General features: G+C 36.2%; 12 protein-coding genes. 5 read left to right on the top strand and 7 right to left on the bottom strand.

Going from position 1 to position 14,612, the window contains the following annotated elements; all coding sequences use genetic code 11:
- Positions 1 to 40: 40 nt before the first annotated feature.
- Positions 41 to 2,905, bottom strand: coding sequence for a TonB-dependent receptor plug domain-containing protein (locus BAZ10_RS08985; protein WP_078771754.1), 2,865 nt, complete (start codon positions 2,903 to 2,905; stop codon positions 41 to 43).
- A gap of 291 nt (positions 2,906 to 3,196) precedes the next feature.
- Between BAZ10_RS08985 and BAZ10_RS08990 the strand changes: the two genes are divergently transcribed.
- Positions 3,197 to 3,718 carry a HEAT repeat domain-containing protein gene (locus BAZ10_RS08990; RefSeq protein ID WP_078771755.1) on the top strand — a complete coding sequence of 174 codons (522 nt, stop codon included), beginning with the start codon at positions 3,197 to 3,199 and terminating at the stop codon, positions 3,716 to 3,718.
- A gap of 55 nt (positions 3,719 to 3,773) precedes the next feature.
- On the opposite strand, the gene BAZ10_RS08995 is transcribed toward BAZ10_RS08990, so the two are convergent.
- The 3 genes from BAZ10_RS08995 to BAZ10_RS09005 all read right to left on the bottom strand — a co-directional run bounded on the left by BAZ10_RS08995 (position 3,774) and on the right by BAZ10_RS09005 (position 6,456).
- Positions 3,774 to 4,289 (bottom strand): hypothetical protein, encoded by a 516-nt coding sequence (locus BAZ10_RS08995; protein ID WP_078771756.1) that lies wholly within the window; start codon positions 4,287 to 4,289, stop codon positions 3,774 to 3,776.
- Between the two features lie 80 nt (positions 4,290 to 4,369).
- Entirely contained in the window at positions 4,370 to 5,773 is a 1,404-nt protein-coding gene (locus BAZ10_RS09000) for an aminotransferase-like domain-containing protein (protein ID WP_078771757.1), read from the bottom strand.
- A 134-nt stretch (positions 5,774 to 5,907) separates the two neighbouring features.
- Entirely contained in the window at positions 5,908 to 6,456 is a 549-nt protein-coding gene (locus tag BAZ10_RS09005) for a hypothetical protein (protein WP_078771758.1), read from the bottom strand.
- A 200-nt stretch (positions 6,457 to 6,656) separates the two neighbouring features.
- On the opposite strand from BAZ10_RS09005, the gene BAZ10_RS09010 reads away from it, so the two are divergent.
- Together BAZ10_RS09010 and BAZ10_RS09015 are read left to right on the top strand one after the other, a co-directional pair.
- Entirely contained in the window at positions 6,657 to 7,775 is a 1,119-nt protein-coding gene (locus BAZ10_RS09010; RefSeq protein ID WP_078771759.1) for a lactonase family protein, read from the top strand.
- Between the two features lie 255 nt (positions 7,776 to 8,030).
- Positions 8,031 to 8,522: an SRPBCC family protein gene (locus tag BAZ10_RS09015; RefSeq protein WP_059323559.1), complete on the top strand. Its 492-nt coding sequence runs from the start codon at positions 8,031 to 8,033 to the stop codon at positions 8,520 to 8,522.
- Between the two features lie 506 nt (positions 8,523 to 9,028).
- Here BAZ10_RS09015 and BAZ10_RS09020 read toward each other — a convergent pair.
- The gene (locus tag BAZ10_RS09020; protein WP_245803785.1) at positions 9,029 to 10,078 is read right to left on the bottom strand and encodes a DKNYY domain-containing protein; all 1,050 of its coding nucleotides are present in this window, start codon (positions 10,076 to 10,078) and stop codon (positions 9,029 to 9,031) included.
- 162 nt (positions 10,079 to 10,240) lie between these two features.
- The gene (locus tag BAZ10_RS09025; protein WP_078771760.1) at positions 10,241 to 11,290 is read right to left on the bottom strand and encodes a DKNYY domain-containing protein; all 1,050 of its coding nucleotides are present in this window, start codon (positions 11,288 to 11,290) and stop codon (positions 10,241 to 10,243) included.
- Between the two features lie 125 nt (positions 11,291 to 11,415).
- Here BAZ10_RS09025 and BAZ10_RS09030 point away from each other — a divergent pair, with 125 nt between their 5' ends.
- Positions 11,416 to 12,114, top strand: a complete 699-nt coding sequence (locus BAZ10_RS09030; RefSeq protein WP_078771761.1) for a DUF1826 domain-containing protein — start codon at positions 11,416 to 11,418, stop codon at positions 12,112 to 12,114.
- Between the two features lie 240 nt (positions 12,115 to 12,354).
- Positions 12,355 to 13,149, top strand: coding sequence for a GLPGLI family protein (locus tag BAZ10_RS09035; RefSeq protein ID WP_078771762.1), 795 nt, complete (start codon positions 12,355 to 12,357; stop codon positions 13,147 to 13,149).
- Between the two features lie 126 nt (positions 13,150 to 13,275).
- Here the strand turns inward: BAZ10_RS09035 and BAZ10_RS09040 are convergent, their stop codons facing one another.
- Complete coding sequence (locus BAZ10_RS09040; protein WP_078771763.1) at positions 13,276 to 14,568, bottom strand: DUF3108 domain-containing protein; 1,293 nt, start codon at positions 14,566 to 14,568, stop codon at positions 13,276 to 13,278.
- Positions 14,569 to 14,612: the final 44 nt, after the last annotated feature.

A 14,612-nucleotide genomic window follows, 5' to 3' on the forward strand; every position in this document is an offset into this window, starting at 1 on the left:
ATTTGTGCGGTTTTTGTTAGTTAATCTTTCTGAACATTAATTAGAAAGTCAAATTAATCCTTGCAAAAAGGAATCTTCCGTTCATTCCAAACTGAGATACATTTCTGGAGTATACAAACTGATTCTGATTAGATAGGTCAATCGTTGTAGCTGTTGCAGGATAAGTGATATTTCCGTTAGCATCAACCCCCGATGGTCTTTTTGCATTTACAGGACCATAGTTCAGATCTGGATAAACATCAAAAATATTATTAGCACCTACGGTTAGTCTTATAGATTTGTTTAGTTTATAGCCAACGGAGAAATCTGTTACAATTCTTCCACCCCATACCGGATGTTCTGTTTCTACGGCTTGCCCGTTTATTACCTGAGCTTGGATAATGCCATCGCCATTGACATCAACTGTGTTGGGATCCGTTACTTTTCCAAAATAGACATTTCGCATCAGAAAACTCAGATTTCCTAAATCTAAAGTATTGTTAAGGGACATTTTTAGTCTGGGAATAGCTTCTTCCAGATAGATTTTGCTGGTTTCTGAATAGTACCTGTTGATTTGCCCGGCATTAATTAGTATATCCGATCCTTTAATATCTCCAACTCTGTTTGTTTTTGCAACCATTAAAGCAAAATCCGAGTTAAGCGTTGTTTTTGCGCCAAATCTTGCTTTGTGTGAAATCACAGCTTCAATTCCCTTGGTTTGTGTATCAATTGCATTGGCAAAGAATGTTGCTGCATTAGCTCCAGCCTGTTCAAAAGCATTATAAAGTTTTTCCTGATTAGATCCAGGCGTACCAGGTGCAGATGGTTTGGAAAACTGATCTGTAAGCACCACTCTGTCATTAATTCGGATATAATAACCATCCACCGTGAATGTAAGATTAGCTTGCGGAATTTTTGCTGTAAATCCTACAGAGAAACTTTTAGACTCTTCCTGCTTCAGAGAAGGGATTCCCAAAATTTTAGCAGCTTCGGAATCATTAGAGAAAGTTCCTACCTCATAAGGAACACCACCAACGAACTGAGTAGAAGTAGAATTAAAATAGATCTGTTGCAAAGATGGAGCCCGGAATCCGGTGGAATGGGCTGCTCTGAAATTAATATTATCTGTTATTTTGTAGCGGGTTGCAATTTTATAATTGAAAGTAGAACCAAAATCGGAATAATTTTCAAACCTCAATGCTGCACTTAGCAACCATTTATCGGTAATATCCAGTTCGGTATCCACATAAGCTGCGACTGAACGTCTGCCTTTATTCAATGCATTTTCTGGTCGGAATCCCGGAAATACCTGTGCACCGCCAGGTCTGCCGCTGCCATAGAAATCTGTTGGTTTTAAAGAAGCATCAGTTTTAGGCGTTACCAGATTTCCATTGATGTCATAACTTGCCCATGAAGCTTCTTCGCCTTGTGCTATTTTAAAATTTTCAAAACGGGCTTCTGCACCAAATGCAAGGTTGAAGCCTTTTAACCAGTTGAATTTAGTGTCAAAATCAGCATTAATGGTATTCTGAGAAAAGCCTAATGATCCGGCTTTAAACTCTGTTTTGTCCGAAAAGGACATCGTGGAATTTGTAGTGTTTTTAATCGTATAATCGAATGTATTTTGGCCGAATGTGTTACTTATATCATAATTTACTTTTCCAATTTTTCCTTTAAAGCCTGCTGCAAAAGAAATATCAGTGACTACAGAAGCTATCTCAGGTAAGAAGCCATTGGGGAAAACAGAAGTAAGAGTCCGGCTTTGGTTAGGTCTTCTGAAGAATCCGGCAGCATTTCCGTCTCTGTAGGAATACCCACCGAAAGCATAGCCTCTTATACCGGAGGTAATGTCAAATTCAGAATTTACAAATAGCTGACCGCTTTTTAGTTTGGATTGCCCAATTCTCATATTGAAATCGTCCCTTGTCAGTCCTCTGTAGGCAAGCTCATTTTCGGTGACATCAAAATTAAGTGCTGACTGTAATGCTGAAATAGTTGAGGCCGATTGGATAGCCGATTGTTGTGCACCAGTAAAATAGCCAACATTTCCGGCATACTGGTGTATATAATTTATAATACTTTGAGAGTTGGGTGTGTTGTTGATATTTGAAAAAAGAGAATTGATATCAACACCATTTTGTAAAGCTCTTTGTTCGATAGCATTATAAGCATTAAAAATAGTTCCGGTAGCAGCTCTTGCTCTTCTTGTATCACCACGGCTCATTAATGATCCTGTAAAGTTGATAAAGCCATTAGAACCTATTTTGGTTCCATAGTTCAGGTCTAACTGATACTTGTCACCATCCCATCCTTTTTGGTGATCATTAGATCCTTTGGAATTGAATGCACCTGCTGTTATGGCTGCTGCTAATTGATTAGTGCTTTTTTTCATAACAACATTAATAACGCCTGCAATAGCATCGGAGCCGTATTGTGCAGACGCTCCATCTCTTAGGACTTCAACTCTTTCAATTGCAAACGAAGGGATAGCATTAAGATCTGTGCCAACAGAACCTCTCCCGGGAGTACCATTAATATTAACCAATGACGAGGTATGCCGCCTTTTACCGTTTAATAATACCAATACCTGGTCAGGTCCCAAACCTCTGAGCTGAGCAGGATCAATATGATCTGTTCCGTCCGCAACAGTTGAGGAATTAGAGGTGAAAGAAGGTGCTGCATAATTCAGAATTTGAGTAAGGTCAGTTTGCGGGCTCAATACTGATTGCTGACCGATGTTGATAACGTCAATAGGAACTGGTGTGTCGGTCGCAACTCTGGCCTTGTTTCGGGAACCAATCGTGATTTTTACTTCCTCAATGGTCTTGCTTTTCAGGGTGTCTTTTTCCTGTGCATAGATACATAGATTTCCGGCAAGAAAGCATACGACCCCCAGGGCCATGCTTTTTTTGTGATTTGTGTTCATCTTAGTGTAGTTTTAGAAATAATTATAAGTATAAAAATATTAAAAAAATAATAAAAACAAATTTTAACTGATGTTTTATTAAATAAATTAGCTTTTAATTATTTATAATTATGTTAAATAGAATAAATTGTTATCGATTTATTTTATTTTGTTTATGAAGGTTTTGTGCCTGAAAGAATGCAAATAGATACCGAATAGATTCAAAAAATAATGCATCTTAAATATGAAATTTCTTAGTATTATTGTTTGAAGATAGAATAGATTACTCAGTTTTTTAAATAAAATACAGGTATGAGTTTAGAAGAAATATTTCAGGATAAATCTATAAAAGCTAAAGCAAAGGTTTTTCAAATCGGAGAGTGGCTTATCAGTCAGGAATTACCTGTTGACGAATTACTGGCATTTACAGATTTACAGTCCGGAACCAATAAAGCAACTTGTATAGAAGCAATAGAGTATGCGACTAAAAAATCTGTTCTCATGACAGATGATGCATTGCTTAGTTATGTCACAAAAGCTTTAGGTGAAGAGGAAGCCCGGATTAAATGGGAAAGTGCTAAAGTAATCGGGAATATTTCGAAACAACATGCCGACAAATTAGCCCCGGCAATTGCGGGGCTCTTAAAAAATGCTGAAGATAAAGTAACAGTTGTCCGATGGGCAACAGCCTATGCACTGGCTGAAATCCTGAAACTAAAAATGGATTACAATAAAACCTTACTCCCGAAAATTGAAATACTCTGTGAAAAAGAGGAAGATAACGGGGTAAAGAAAAAATATATTGATGCGATAAAAAAAGTGAAGAAAAATTAAACTTTAAGATCCTTTTACCGAATTTTATCGGAACATTTTTTAGTTGTATAAATTTTTATTGATTGTATTTTATCAGTACAACCGAAGGTTGATCAAAAGGCTGCATAACCGACTGCTCGTGTGCTGCAAATCCGCATTCTTCAAAAAACGGAACCAGCGGATCGTTTTGTAAGGTTTCTATCCAGTAGGCTTCATCAAAGGTTCGGGTTATCGAAACACATTTTTTCCATAATGCCTGTCTGGTTTCCGGATTGTTGTATTCCGGCAAAATATAGAAGGATGAATAATTAATCACTCTTTTCCCTTCCAGTACCTCCGGACGTTGGAAGGAGTTTCGGATAATGGTATAACCTGCAGGTTTGCTTTCTACAAACAAAACCAATAGCTGAGTGCTGAGGTCATTGAGTTCATTAATTACATTCCGGTGATTCAGCTGTTCTTTTATATAGAGGTCCAATTGGCCGGAATCTGCTACATCTTCATACTGTCCTCTAATTTGCGCATTCTGAAGGAAAAAAAGCTGACCAATTCCTTCTTCCGAGCCAATTGTAAATTTTACCTCTATGTCCATCTTGTCTTAATTTTGATGTAAAAGTAGAGGATCTTTTATTTCGGTACAAGGTACAGAATAGTGTAAAATAATCGGTACAGTTAACGGTATAGTGATTTACCAATTTCTTTTATAGACTGAAGCCCGGGAGAGGTTATTCTTTGTGAAAAAATACTTCTGAAATGATGGTCGTAGGCATCTGTAAAAGAAAATGTTTTGCCTGGTGTAAAATGAAGACGGTATTTTTCGCAGTACCTGTAAAACTCTTTCATATCGGTGTCAGCAGGCAGTCTGCTCCATATGCTGTATCCACCTTGTGGAATTGGAGTGTAGGAACCCGGAAAATAACGGTTGAAAATATTTACCAGAGCCAAAGCTTGACGCTCCAGCTGAAGACGGAACGATCGAAGGTGCTTGTCATAACCGGCCGAATTAAGAAGCTGGTTAATAACCTCCTGATTAAACGGAGAAACGGATCTGCCGAGAGAGAACTTTATACGTTCGGCTTTCGGGAAAAATTTGCTGGTTGACATCCATCCCAACCGTATGCCCGGGGCCAGGCTTTTTGAAAATGAAGAGTATGTAATGACAGAACCTGTAGTATCAAAATTTTTAATGCTGCCGGGTCTGGAATTGCTAAAATACAAGTCTCCATAGATATCGTTTTCTATAATCGGGATATTGTATTGGTCTGCAATACAAAGTATTTCTTTCTTATGGTCATCAGACATCAATATACCGGTTGGATTATGAAAATTAGGAGTAAGTACAACCGCTTTTATATTATTCTTTTTACAGGCATTTTCCAGATATCCGATATCAAAACCATCCTTATAGCTCACCGGAATTTCTATTGCTTTTAGATGAAGCGATGCAATAACCTCCAAAACAGAAAATACACATGGACTTTCAACTGCAACAATATCTCCGGGATCTGTAGTGGCTGCCAATGCAATATATAATGCCTGAAGCGCACCGTCTGTAATCAGTATCTCGTCGGGATTTATTATGGCTCCATGTCGTGCAGATCTTCTGGACAAGGCATCCCTTAATTGTTCCGAACCATTTGCAGGATAATAACGCAGTAAAGCTGCACCTTTCTCTTTTATAACCTTTTGCATGGTGCGCAATAGTAATTTCTGTGGAACCATGAGATCCGAAGGTGCTGCAACATTCAGCGGCGTGAATTCAGAATGCCGTCCTGTGCCGGAAGTAAGCAGAATATTCTCCTTGAAAACAGGATCTCTGGAAACCGGATCCGGAATGGGATAAGGTTCGTTAGCTGTTAGTGTATGGTTTGTGACGATATATCCTTGCCTTGGTAGGCTGGTTACAAGTCCTTTGAATACAAGATAGTCATATCCACTCTGGACAGAACTGGTACTCAGATTATATTCCTGTTTTATATTTCTTACGGAAGGTAAATAGTCTCCCGGTTTTAATAATCCTTTATTGATATTCTCCTCGATAACAGATGTAAATATCTTATACTTATAATCCTTCATTCTGCAGGCAAAAAGCTCCTAAGTGTAAATTTAGTAAATATAAATCCGTTTTGTACTCGGGAAACGGAAAGATTGCAAATAAAAACAGCAGCACAGTAATATCTATGCTGCTGTTTTCTTATATAATTTACTTTCTATTTTACTTTTTCCAGAAGGTATAATTTTGCTCCTGAAAAAGCCAATTTAGGCATCAGGTTTCCTTCCAGTACCATAGTTTTGTTATTGACGTCTATAACCGAAATATAATTGTTGGAATTATATTCTATATAGTTCTCTTTTTCCTTAGTTATCGGATTTTTCCCAAATTCCATAGAATATTTCTGCCATTCTTCTTTGTCCGAACTACAGTGTACAGGCTTAAATTTAGATTTTCTGGCATTGAAAATAATCTGATCGAAGCTATCGTTTGTACATTCAGATGTAAAGCTGCTTTCCGGATTCTGGTCCTTTGTGAAATCTTCAAAAGAGCCACGGTATACACCTACCACTTTCCAGGTTCCGTCTATACGGTCTTCATCTATCTTTCCCTTTGCTTTGCTTACCGCCCAGCTGATTCCGTTTACGGTTCCTTTTACAGCTTTGTAGCTTACATTTACAGCTCCTTTTACCACTTTTGCAGCAGTAGATACTACACAGGAATTTAGTAGAAATGCAGCCGAAATTATAAATAAGATCTTTTTCATCTTGTTGAGTTTTTATTTCCGGTTACGAAGATAATGTTTTATAAAAAACTCAATCAAATTATTATTTCTTAAATGGATTAATGACTTGTGAATGTTTTTCACTTATAGGTGAAAATAATGTTATGGTTAATAGCAGATTGCATTCATGTAATATGTAAATTAGAGATCTGCTTTAATTCTTTAGAAAATAATATAACCTTATGAAATTCAAATTGATAACTGCATTATTTATTGCGGTTTTTGCATCTGCACATCTTTATTCTCAAAATACATACGTGTTTTTTGGTTCGTTTAACTGGGACAAGAGTACCGAAGGCATTTATGTATACCAGCTGGATACAAACAGCGGAAAATTATCTAAGGTTACAAGCGTACGAAATATTCTAAACCCATCTTATTTAACTTTATCACCGAATGGGAAATATGTTTTTGCCTGCACTGAAAGCAAAACCAAAGATGGGGGTAGTGTAAGTAGTTTTGAATTTAACCCCCGGAAAAAGACACTAACTTATATCAACAGCCAGAAAAGCGGCGGAGAAAACCCCGTGTATATAACGGTTCACAAAAATGGAAAGTGGTTGATTAATGGCAACTATACAGAAGGAAGTGCCTCAGTGTATCCGGTTTCAGAAAATGGAATGATACAACCTTTTGTTCAGAATTTTCAATTTTCTGAAGGCAGTGTAAATCCCGGAAGACAGGACCGTGCTCATATTCATTCAACCGTATTTTCACCAGATTATAATTATGTTTTTATGCCCGATTTAGGTGCGGATAAAATAAGAGCATACCAATTCGATCAGGATAAAAAAGAGCCATTAACAGAACTTCCTTTTACTAAGGCTGTTTTAGGAAGCGGACCACGACATTTTATATTTCACCCAAATGGTAAATATGCCTATTGTATAGAAGAAATGGGCGGTGCTGTAAGCGTTTATGCCTATGAAAATGGTAAACTAAATAATTTGCAGAGAATTAATACCCATTCGGATCAGTATAAAGAAGGTTTTGAAAGTTCCGATATTCATATATCCCCGGATGGCCGCTATCTATACGCATCGAATCGTGGTAAAGAAAATAATATTGCTATATTTTCTATTCAGGCAGATGGTACACTAAAAACAGTAGGCTATCAATCAACCGGAGGAAAACATCCCAGAGTATTTACAATTGATCCTACCGGAAAGTTTTTAATTGCTGCAAATACAGGAAGCGGAAGGGCTGTTGTATTCAAACGAAACCCTGAAACAGGATTATTGAAAAAAACAGGAAAAGCGAAAGTAGAAAATGTTTCAACAGTACAGGTAAGGGAGTATTAGGTTATGAGTACGCTTACAAGACTTGTCAAGGTTCATATTTAATGCTAAACTAACCTTGACAAGGTTAAATTGATAAACTTTTTACTATTGTTTTCCTAATATTTGAAGTGAAATGTTTTGTTATTTCGGTTCGAGATACTCAAATCATTTCTTGCCATAAGACAAGATCAAAGAATTAGGTTCCTTACTAACTTTACTTTACCAGATAAGATGATGGTAAATTATATAAAGTCTAAATCTAAAATCTCACACAATATGGACAACAAGAGTTACACCACAGAATTTTCTGTCAGCCAGACACCCGGCGAATGCTTTAATGCTATAAAAAACTTTAGAGGTTGGTGGTCTGAAGAAATAGAAGGCGCCACTGATAAACTGGACGAAACATTTTTATATCACTATAAAGACGTCCATCTTTCGAAACTAAGACTGAGTGAAGAAATTCCGGATAAAAAGTTGGTTTATGATGTTTTAGACAATCAGTTCAGTTTTACAGAAAACAAAAATGAATGGCGGGGTACAAAATTGGTTTTTGAAATTTCCGGGGATAATGATAAAACAACTGTAAAATTTACTCACGATGGGCTTGTACCGGAAGAGGAGTGTTATGATGTTTGTACCGATGCCTGGGGAAACTATATAAACAATAGCCTGCATCATCTTATTTCTACAGGAAAAGGAGAGCCCAATCCTAAAGAAGCGGATGGATTCAATGCAGAGATTGTAAAGAAATGGAAACTTAAATAAGGTTGATTAATCACAAATAAACAAATGATTAGATCAATTAACTGGGGTAAGGCACAGGAAAATCATTGATTTGCAAAATTTAATATGCTCTGATAAATTGAAGGGTATTCAGGATAATTTTGCGAAGCAATTCGTGCATAAAAACATAAGAGTATAAAAATAATTATGCCTTGATGTTAGAGAATATCGCTAAGTGTTTTTATCATAATTAATGTCTTAATTAACTTACAGCCTGTTTAAATTTTGATTAAAAAAAGTATTAGGCTTCGACAGGCTCAGCCTGACACTCCTAAAAGGAAGATATATTGGACGAGCAATGTCACTCTGAGTTAAGTCTATAGTGAGCTTGACGAACTATCGAAGAGTATTAACAATAAAATTTAAACAGACTCTTAATGGCAAAAAACTTCACACGAGTTGCTGTGTAATTACTTTAATAATCTATGTAATCCCTTTATGGATAAGAAGCTTATATGTCTATGTGGTGTATTATAAAAATAAGTTACTTACACCTTATTTCCTGTAATACCGCTGAACTTATTACCCAGTTTGTCTTTATAAAAATCACCTTCTTTTTTGAAGCTTTGTGCATCTACATCTTTTAGCAGTTGGTTTTTATAATAGGCATTTTTTGCATCTTTTCCGAAATAATCACCTATGATTATAAATGTCTTGGTATCGGCATCCGGAATGACTTCCTCGTCATAATAAACATTGTTCTTGTCTTTTGAAAAAGAGCTGTTCCCATAGGCAGACTTGTCTTTATCGATTGGAAATAATTGAAACGAGCCAGCGTCGACCTGATCATATTTGAAATTTTTACCCGAGGATAGTATGGTTTTATTGTTTATACTAATAATAGTTGGATCAATGATCCTGATGTTATCCAGAGTATTAAATGTCTTCACTACGGCATTTGAATCTTTTCCAAAAGGTGGGTAATAAATGGTATTTCCTGCTTTTATGTAATATTTGTTAATAGACTCTATATTTCCCGTATCAGGCATTACTGACTTGAAATATTTGGTATCATATAAGACATAAACCGAATCTTTATCCTTATGAAAAAAGTCATTGACGAATGCAAAAGTCTTCCGGTCAGCAGACACCATAGTACCAGCGTAAAAGTAATGGTCTTTGTCCCGTGCCCATTCCTTACGGTTGTTGATGAGTTCATATGTTTTAGGATCTGCTCCTGTAATTGCATAAATGCTCCCATGAAAGTTATAAAATACATGAAAGCGATCTTTTATGATATTGTTTTCCACTTGAAAAGAGGGTATGTCTACCTTCAGATCTTGAGCCTTTTCACGGTAGTATACAAAATCTTTATCTTTGGCTAAATCTTCTTCCAGAACCCGAAACGATTTTGCATCAGCGTTCATTTGTAATACTCCTGCACCAAACCAACTACCACCTGCACAATAGACTATTTTTCCTTTGGAATCAACAAAGTAAGAATGCGATTTTTTTTGATCAACCAGTTTTCCTGTATCCTTACAAGAAATACAAAAGCTGAGTAAGATACAAGCCAAAAAGAAGGTATATTTTTTCATTCGTATAGTATTTGTAAAACAACAGGGTAACTAATTTATCAGCATTATCCGGTATGTGTAGTATTTAAAATGTCTATTCCATCTTTTTCGAGAGGATAAATCAAGCCGGAATAGTTTTTAATCTGCAATAGCGGGAAATAAAACAGAGACAAGATATTAATATTAGATTTTCTTTCCTGTCAGGGCGCTAAATTTATTACCAGATTTGTCTTTATAAAAATCACCTTCTTTCTTGAAGCTTCGTGCATCTACTCCTTTTAGTAAATGGTTTTTATAATAGGCGTTTTTTGCATCTTTTCCGAAATTATTATCCATTAGTTTAAATGACTTCACGTCGGCATCCGGAATTATTTCCTCATTATAGTATACATTGTTTTTGTCTTTTGAATATGGATTGTCTGCATATACACTATTTTTTTCATCAGTGGGAAACAGCTCGAAGGAACCAACATCAACATGATCATATTTAAATTTTTTACCTCTGGATAATATGGTGTTATTATTTACACCAATAATATCCTGATTAATGACTCTGATCTTGTCAATCTTATCAAACGAACTGGTCACGACTTCTGAGCCTTGTCGAAATGGTGGAAAGTATATAGTGTTCCCAATTCTGATGTATTGCTTGTTTAAAGCTTCAACATTTCCGGGATTGGGTAGAATTGACTTAAATTGTCCGATATTAGGTGAAACATAAACAGAGTCTTTGTCTTTCAGAAAATAATCATTGACGAATGCAAAGGTATTCCGGTCAGCGTTTATCATGCGATCGGAGTAGAAGTAATGATCCTTGTCCCGGGCCCAGTTGATGTGATCCTTTACCAGTTCATATGTTTTGGGATCTGCACCTTTAATGATGTTAAAACCTAAAACCTGATCTATATAATAAACATGGAGACGATCTTTCGGGATCTGATTTTCAACATAAAAGGAGTTTCTGTCCACCAGTTTTTGTGCCATACTACGATAGTATACGGAGTCTTTATCCTTAGCTATATCTTCTGCCAGAACCTGAAACGATTTTGCATCAGCATTCATCGGTAATACGCCCAGACTAAACCAGTTACCATTCTGGCAATAAGCAATTTTTCCTTTGGAATCGATAAAATAGGAACCTGATTTTTGTTTATCAACTGGCTTACCAATATTTTTGCAGGAGATGCAAAAGCTTAGTAAAATACAAGCCAGAAAGAAGGTGTATTTTTTCATTCGTATAATGTTTGTGAAACAATGGAATAACTAATATACGCATTATCCTGTTTGTGTGGTTATCCTGTAATCAGTTTTGTATTTTTGCACAGAATTGAATAGCTGTTGATTTAATTCAAAAAAATATGAGTAATAGAAGTTCTGATAATGATCAGGTTGGAATAGTTGCTATGTTTTCGGAATTGGTAAATACCGATTTTCAGGGAAATATGAATGCGCTTTGCTGGCACAGGAATTTAGATGGAGATTTTAAAGAAATTGTAACTCAGCTGCAGTTAGAGGAAAACATTACAGAGGTTTCTCCCGAAGATCTTTTATCACTACAACTGTCAGAACAGGGGAGTGCAGCCAGAGATATTATACTAAACGATTTACAATTGTTGACTGATTTTGGAGCATCACCATCTCTTAATTTGCTGAAATGTTATGAACGTGACGATGAGTTCGATTTTATTTCGACTGATGTCTATTCCTGGCATGTAGACCGTTCACCTGTTGGTACCGATACTTTTTTATGCACTTATTATGGCGCAGCAAGCGATATTATTCCAAATGATCAGGTTGTGCAAAAAATTCTGATTCCGGAAGTCCGGGAAAAGCTGAAAGAATTGCATGATGGCCCAGAATCGGAATTTGAAGACTTCTTAAAAGAAAATTATTTTGACTTACATTACCAATCTAAGCCAGATGCTAAGCCTGTCAATTTAGGATTGGGGCATCTTTGGCGATTGGGAGTGGATCACCCCGAACAAAAAGTCTTACCATGCGTGCATCGTGCTCCTGTTGAACATGATGGTGAATATCGACTTTTGTTGATTTGCTGATCATGTATGAATATAAGCTGTAATCATTGTTTTAAATAAATAAAATAAATAATAAATTTTATTTTAAGGGAAAATATATATGCATTTGCTTTTTTTGAATAACTTAGCGAAACTGCTAATCATAAAATATGTCAATCATTATTTATGATAGTTATAAAGGCCATTATTGCTCACCAATAGAACTTAAAAACCAGCCTAAGGAATTTTATGACAAATCACTCAATATTAAAATTCAAAAACATGCTAAAATATGCATTCTTATTTTGTGCTTTTATAGTATTATCAGGACAAAATGCCCGTTTTGTTTATAAACATTCTTACTTGAAAGACTCATTGAAGCCGGATGCTAAAACAGAAGATGTTACTTATCTGGATGTTTCACCAAAAGGATCTTTCTATTACAAATATGAAGAATATAAAAATGATTCTGTATTGCAGAAAATGAGAAAGAGCAATATGCTAATATCTCAGAAAACACATTATAAAACTTTTATTGAAAAGCAATATGCAAGCCCGGAAACCGATATGTATACCAATTTAATAGGTTCATATTATAAAATAAAAGAGGAAAGGCCTCTGAAATGGGAGGTGCTTCAGGAGAAGTCGGTTTATGAAGGTTACAATGTTCAAAAAGCTTCCACCTTTTTCGCGGGACGCAAATGGACAGCATGGTTTACGAATGAAATACCGATTTCAGACGGGCCTTATAAATTCCAGGGATTACCGGGGTTGATTCTGAAAATCTCCGATGACAAACAACAGCATAAAATTGAGTTGGTAAAGACCTCTGATGTCTTTATTATGTTTGAAAAATCCGATCAACAGTATATAGAAATACCGGCTAAGAAGTATAATAAATTATATCAGGATAATGTAAAGGATCCGCTTTTACATCTTCGCGAAAAAGGAATAGATCCAAATACAATTAATAAGGTATTTATCAATGGTCAGGAAGTCAATGCAAAAGAATATTTTAAAAATGGTAAAATAAGATTTCAAAAAGAAGAAAATCCCATTGAGCTGGTGAAGGAGTAGGATATTCAATTTTGTGAAGTATTTTTCTGTAAGATATAGATATTTAGAGTAGCTATTGTGAGTAAAGTACTGGCTTACCAATATTGACACAATGTAGCTACTCTATATAAGTTCTTATTATTTTGACTACATTTCCTTTAAATTCACTTCTTTCTTTTCACCATCCTTATCAATAGTAATGCGTTTTTCAATATTGGCTTTATCCGTATAAGATGATCTGCCAGTACCATAATTGGTTGTGGAACCGGCATAACCCCAATAATTGTAATAGTTTGTATAGCCGGACACATACGAGTAATTGTACGAATTGGTAAAATCAAAACTTGTCATAATGATATAGTTGCCAGGCATTAGGTCTGCAAACTCAAAGTGCCCCTCATCGTCATAGGTTCTGGTTCGCTTAATGGAGTGGCCGAAATCTGGGTCCAAAGGCACCTCGGCAACCTTCTTTTGTTTCCGGATTTTTTTATTGACCTCCAGCCATTCATCGTAATAAGCAGAATTTGGGAAAAGCAGAATCTCAGTCCCTTTTGGGGCATATTGTTTTCTTGCCGTGTTCACCAGGCCACCCAGTTTTTTGCCGGAGCTTGATCTTGCAAAGGCGGTACCGATAATGATACTGTTACCATTGGAGATCTGTCGAATCGCCTGATCCTTGTTGAATTTATTTTTGATGGGCTGATAGTCCAGTTCCTCGTTGACGGTAATCTCCCACATGCCTTTGCTCATGGACATTTCACGCTGCCAAAGTCTTCGGTCTTTTTTGTCTATAGCAAAATTGTAGATAGCATTGGTGCTTTCTTCCAGTAAGGTGACTAGCCAGGTGGCATGTTTACCTGTTTTTGGAGAATTGTAACTATAGCTTTTTACTTCCTTAATGGTATAGTATTCTACATGTACATTGGATCCATCATTATAATAGAATTGAGGGATTCGGGCTTTATAACCAACATCTAAAGGGAGTGTTCCGATCATTAGATCCGTCCAGTTGAAATCAATGAATGCTTCGGTAGGACGAAAATTTACCTTTTTATCTTTTTTAGTTTCTTTGGAATAGTAATTACCTGTAATGGTCTCACCAAAGTTGAGGTTTAGCTTTGTTTTCTTTTCATCACCGGTATAGCTGATGGATTTTAGTGTCTGAGAATCTACAACACTTGTCCGGGCATTGACTCTCGAATTATCTTTGGGTGTGAAGGAATTTTTTAAGGTCAGCTGATTGCCCGTTGAGGTGACATCATAGATCAATGATCCTTGTTTGTCCCAATTATTATCCTTGACATAATATACAGTATAAAGCGATTTTTCGGGTTTTATGTACTTTGTATTAATGTCCGGGCTGCCGGGAGCAACCATTTTTTGGCCCCATGCAGCGAAAGGGAGCAAACTGATCCCTAAAAGGATTGGGTATAATTTCATATTCAGTGCAATAGTGTTAATGCGGAACTAAAAGGAGTTTCCAG

Source organism: Elizabethkingia occulta, assembly GCF_002023715.1.
Lineage (GTDB): Bacteria > Bacteroidota > Bacteroidia > Flavobacteriales > Weeksellaceae > Elizabethkingia > Elizabethkingia occulta.

Excerpts from the sequence above, each read along its gene's own strand:
- BAZ10_RS09025 (WP_078771760.1), bottom strand. The coding sequence starts at position 11,290 with ATGAAAAAATACACCTTCTTTCTGGCTTGTATTTTACTAAGCTTTTGC.
- BAZ10_RS09035 (WP_078771762.1), top strand. The coding sequence starts at position 12,355 with ATGCTAAAATATGCATTCTTATTTTGTGCTTTTATAGTATTATCAGGA.
- BAZ10_RS08990 (WP_078771755.1), top strand. The coding sequence starts at position 3,197 with ATGAGTTTAGAAGAAATATTTCAGGATAAATCTATAAAAGCTAAAGCA.
- BAZ10_RS09020 (WP_245803785.1), bottom strand. The coding sequence starts at position 10,078 with ATGAAAAAATATACCTTCTTTTTGGCTTGTATCTTACTCAGCTTTTGT.
- BAZ10_RS08985 (WP_078771754.1), bottom strand. The coding sequence starts at position 2,905 with ATGAACACAAATCACAAAAAAAGCATGGCCCTGGGGGTCGTATGCTTT.
- BAZ10_RS08995 (WP_078771756.1), bottom strand. The coding sequence starts at position 4,289 with ATGGACATAGAGGTAAAATTTACAATTGGCTCGGAAGAAGGAATTGGT.
- BAZ10_RS09030 (WP_078771761.1), top strand. The coding sequence starts at position 11,416 with ATGAGTAATAGAAGTTCTGATAATGATCAGGTTGGAATAGTTGCTATG.
- BAZ10_RS09000 (WP_078771757.1), bottom strand. The coding sequence starts at position 5,773 with ATGAAGGATTATAAGTATAAGATATTTACATCTGTTATCGAGGAGAAT.
- BAZ10_RS09005 (WP_078771758.1), bottom strand. The coding sequence starts at position 6,456 with ATGAAAAAGATCTTATTTATAATTTCGGCTGCATTTCTACTAAATTCC.
- BAZ10_RS09015 (WP_059323559.1), top strand. The coding sequence starts at position 8,031 with ATGGACAACAAGAGTTACACCACAGAATTTTCTGTCAGCCAGACACCC.
- BAZ10_RS09040 (WP_078771763.1), bottom strand. The coding sequence starts at position 14,568 with ATGAAATTATACCCAATCCTTTTAGGGATCAGTTTGCTCCCTTTCGCT.
- BAZ10_RS09010 (WP_078771759.1), top strand. The coding sequence starts at position 6,657 with ATGAAATTCAAATTGATAACTGCATTATTTATTGCGGTTTTTGCATCT.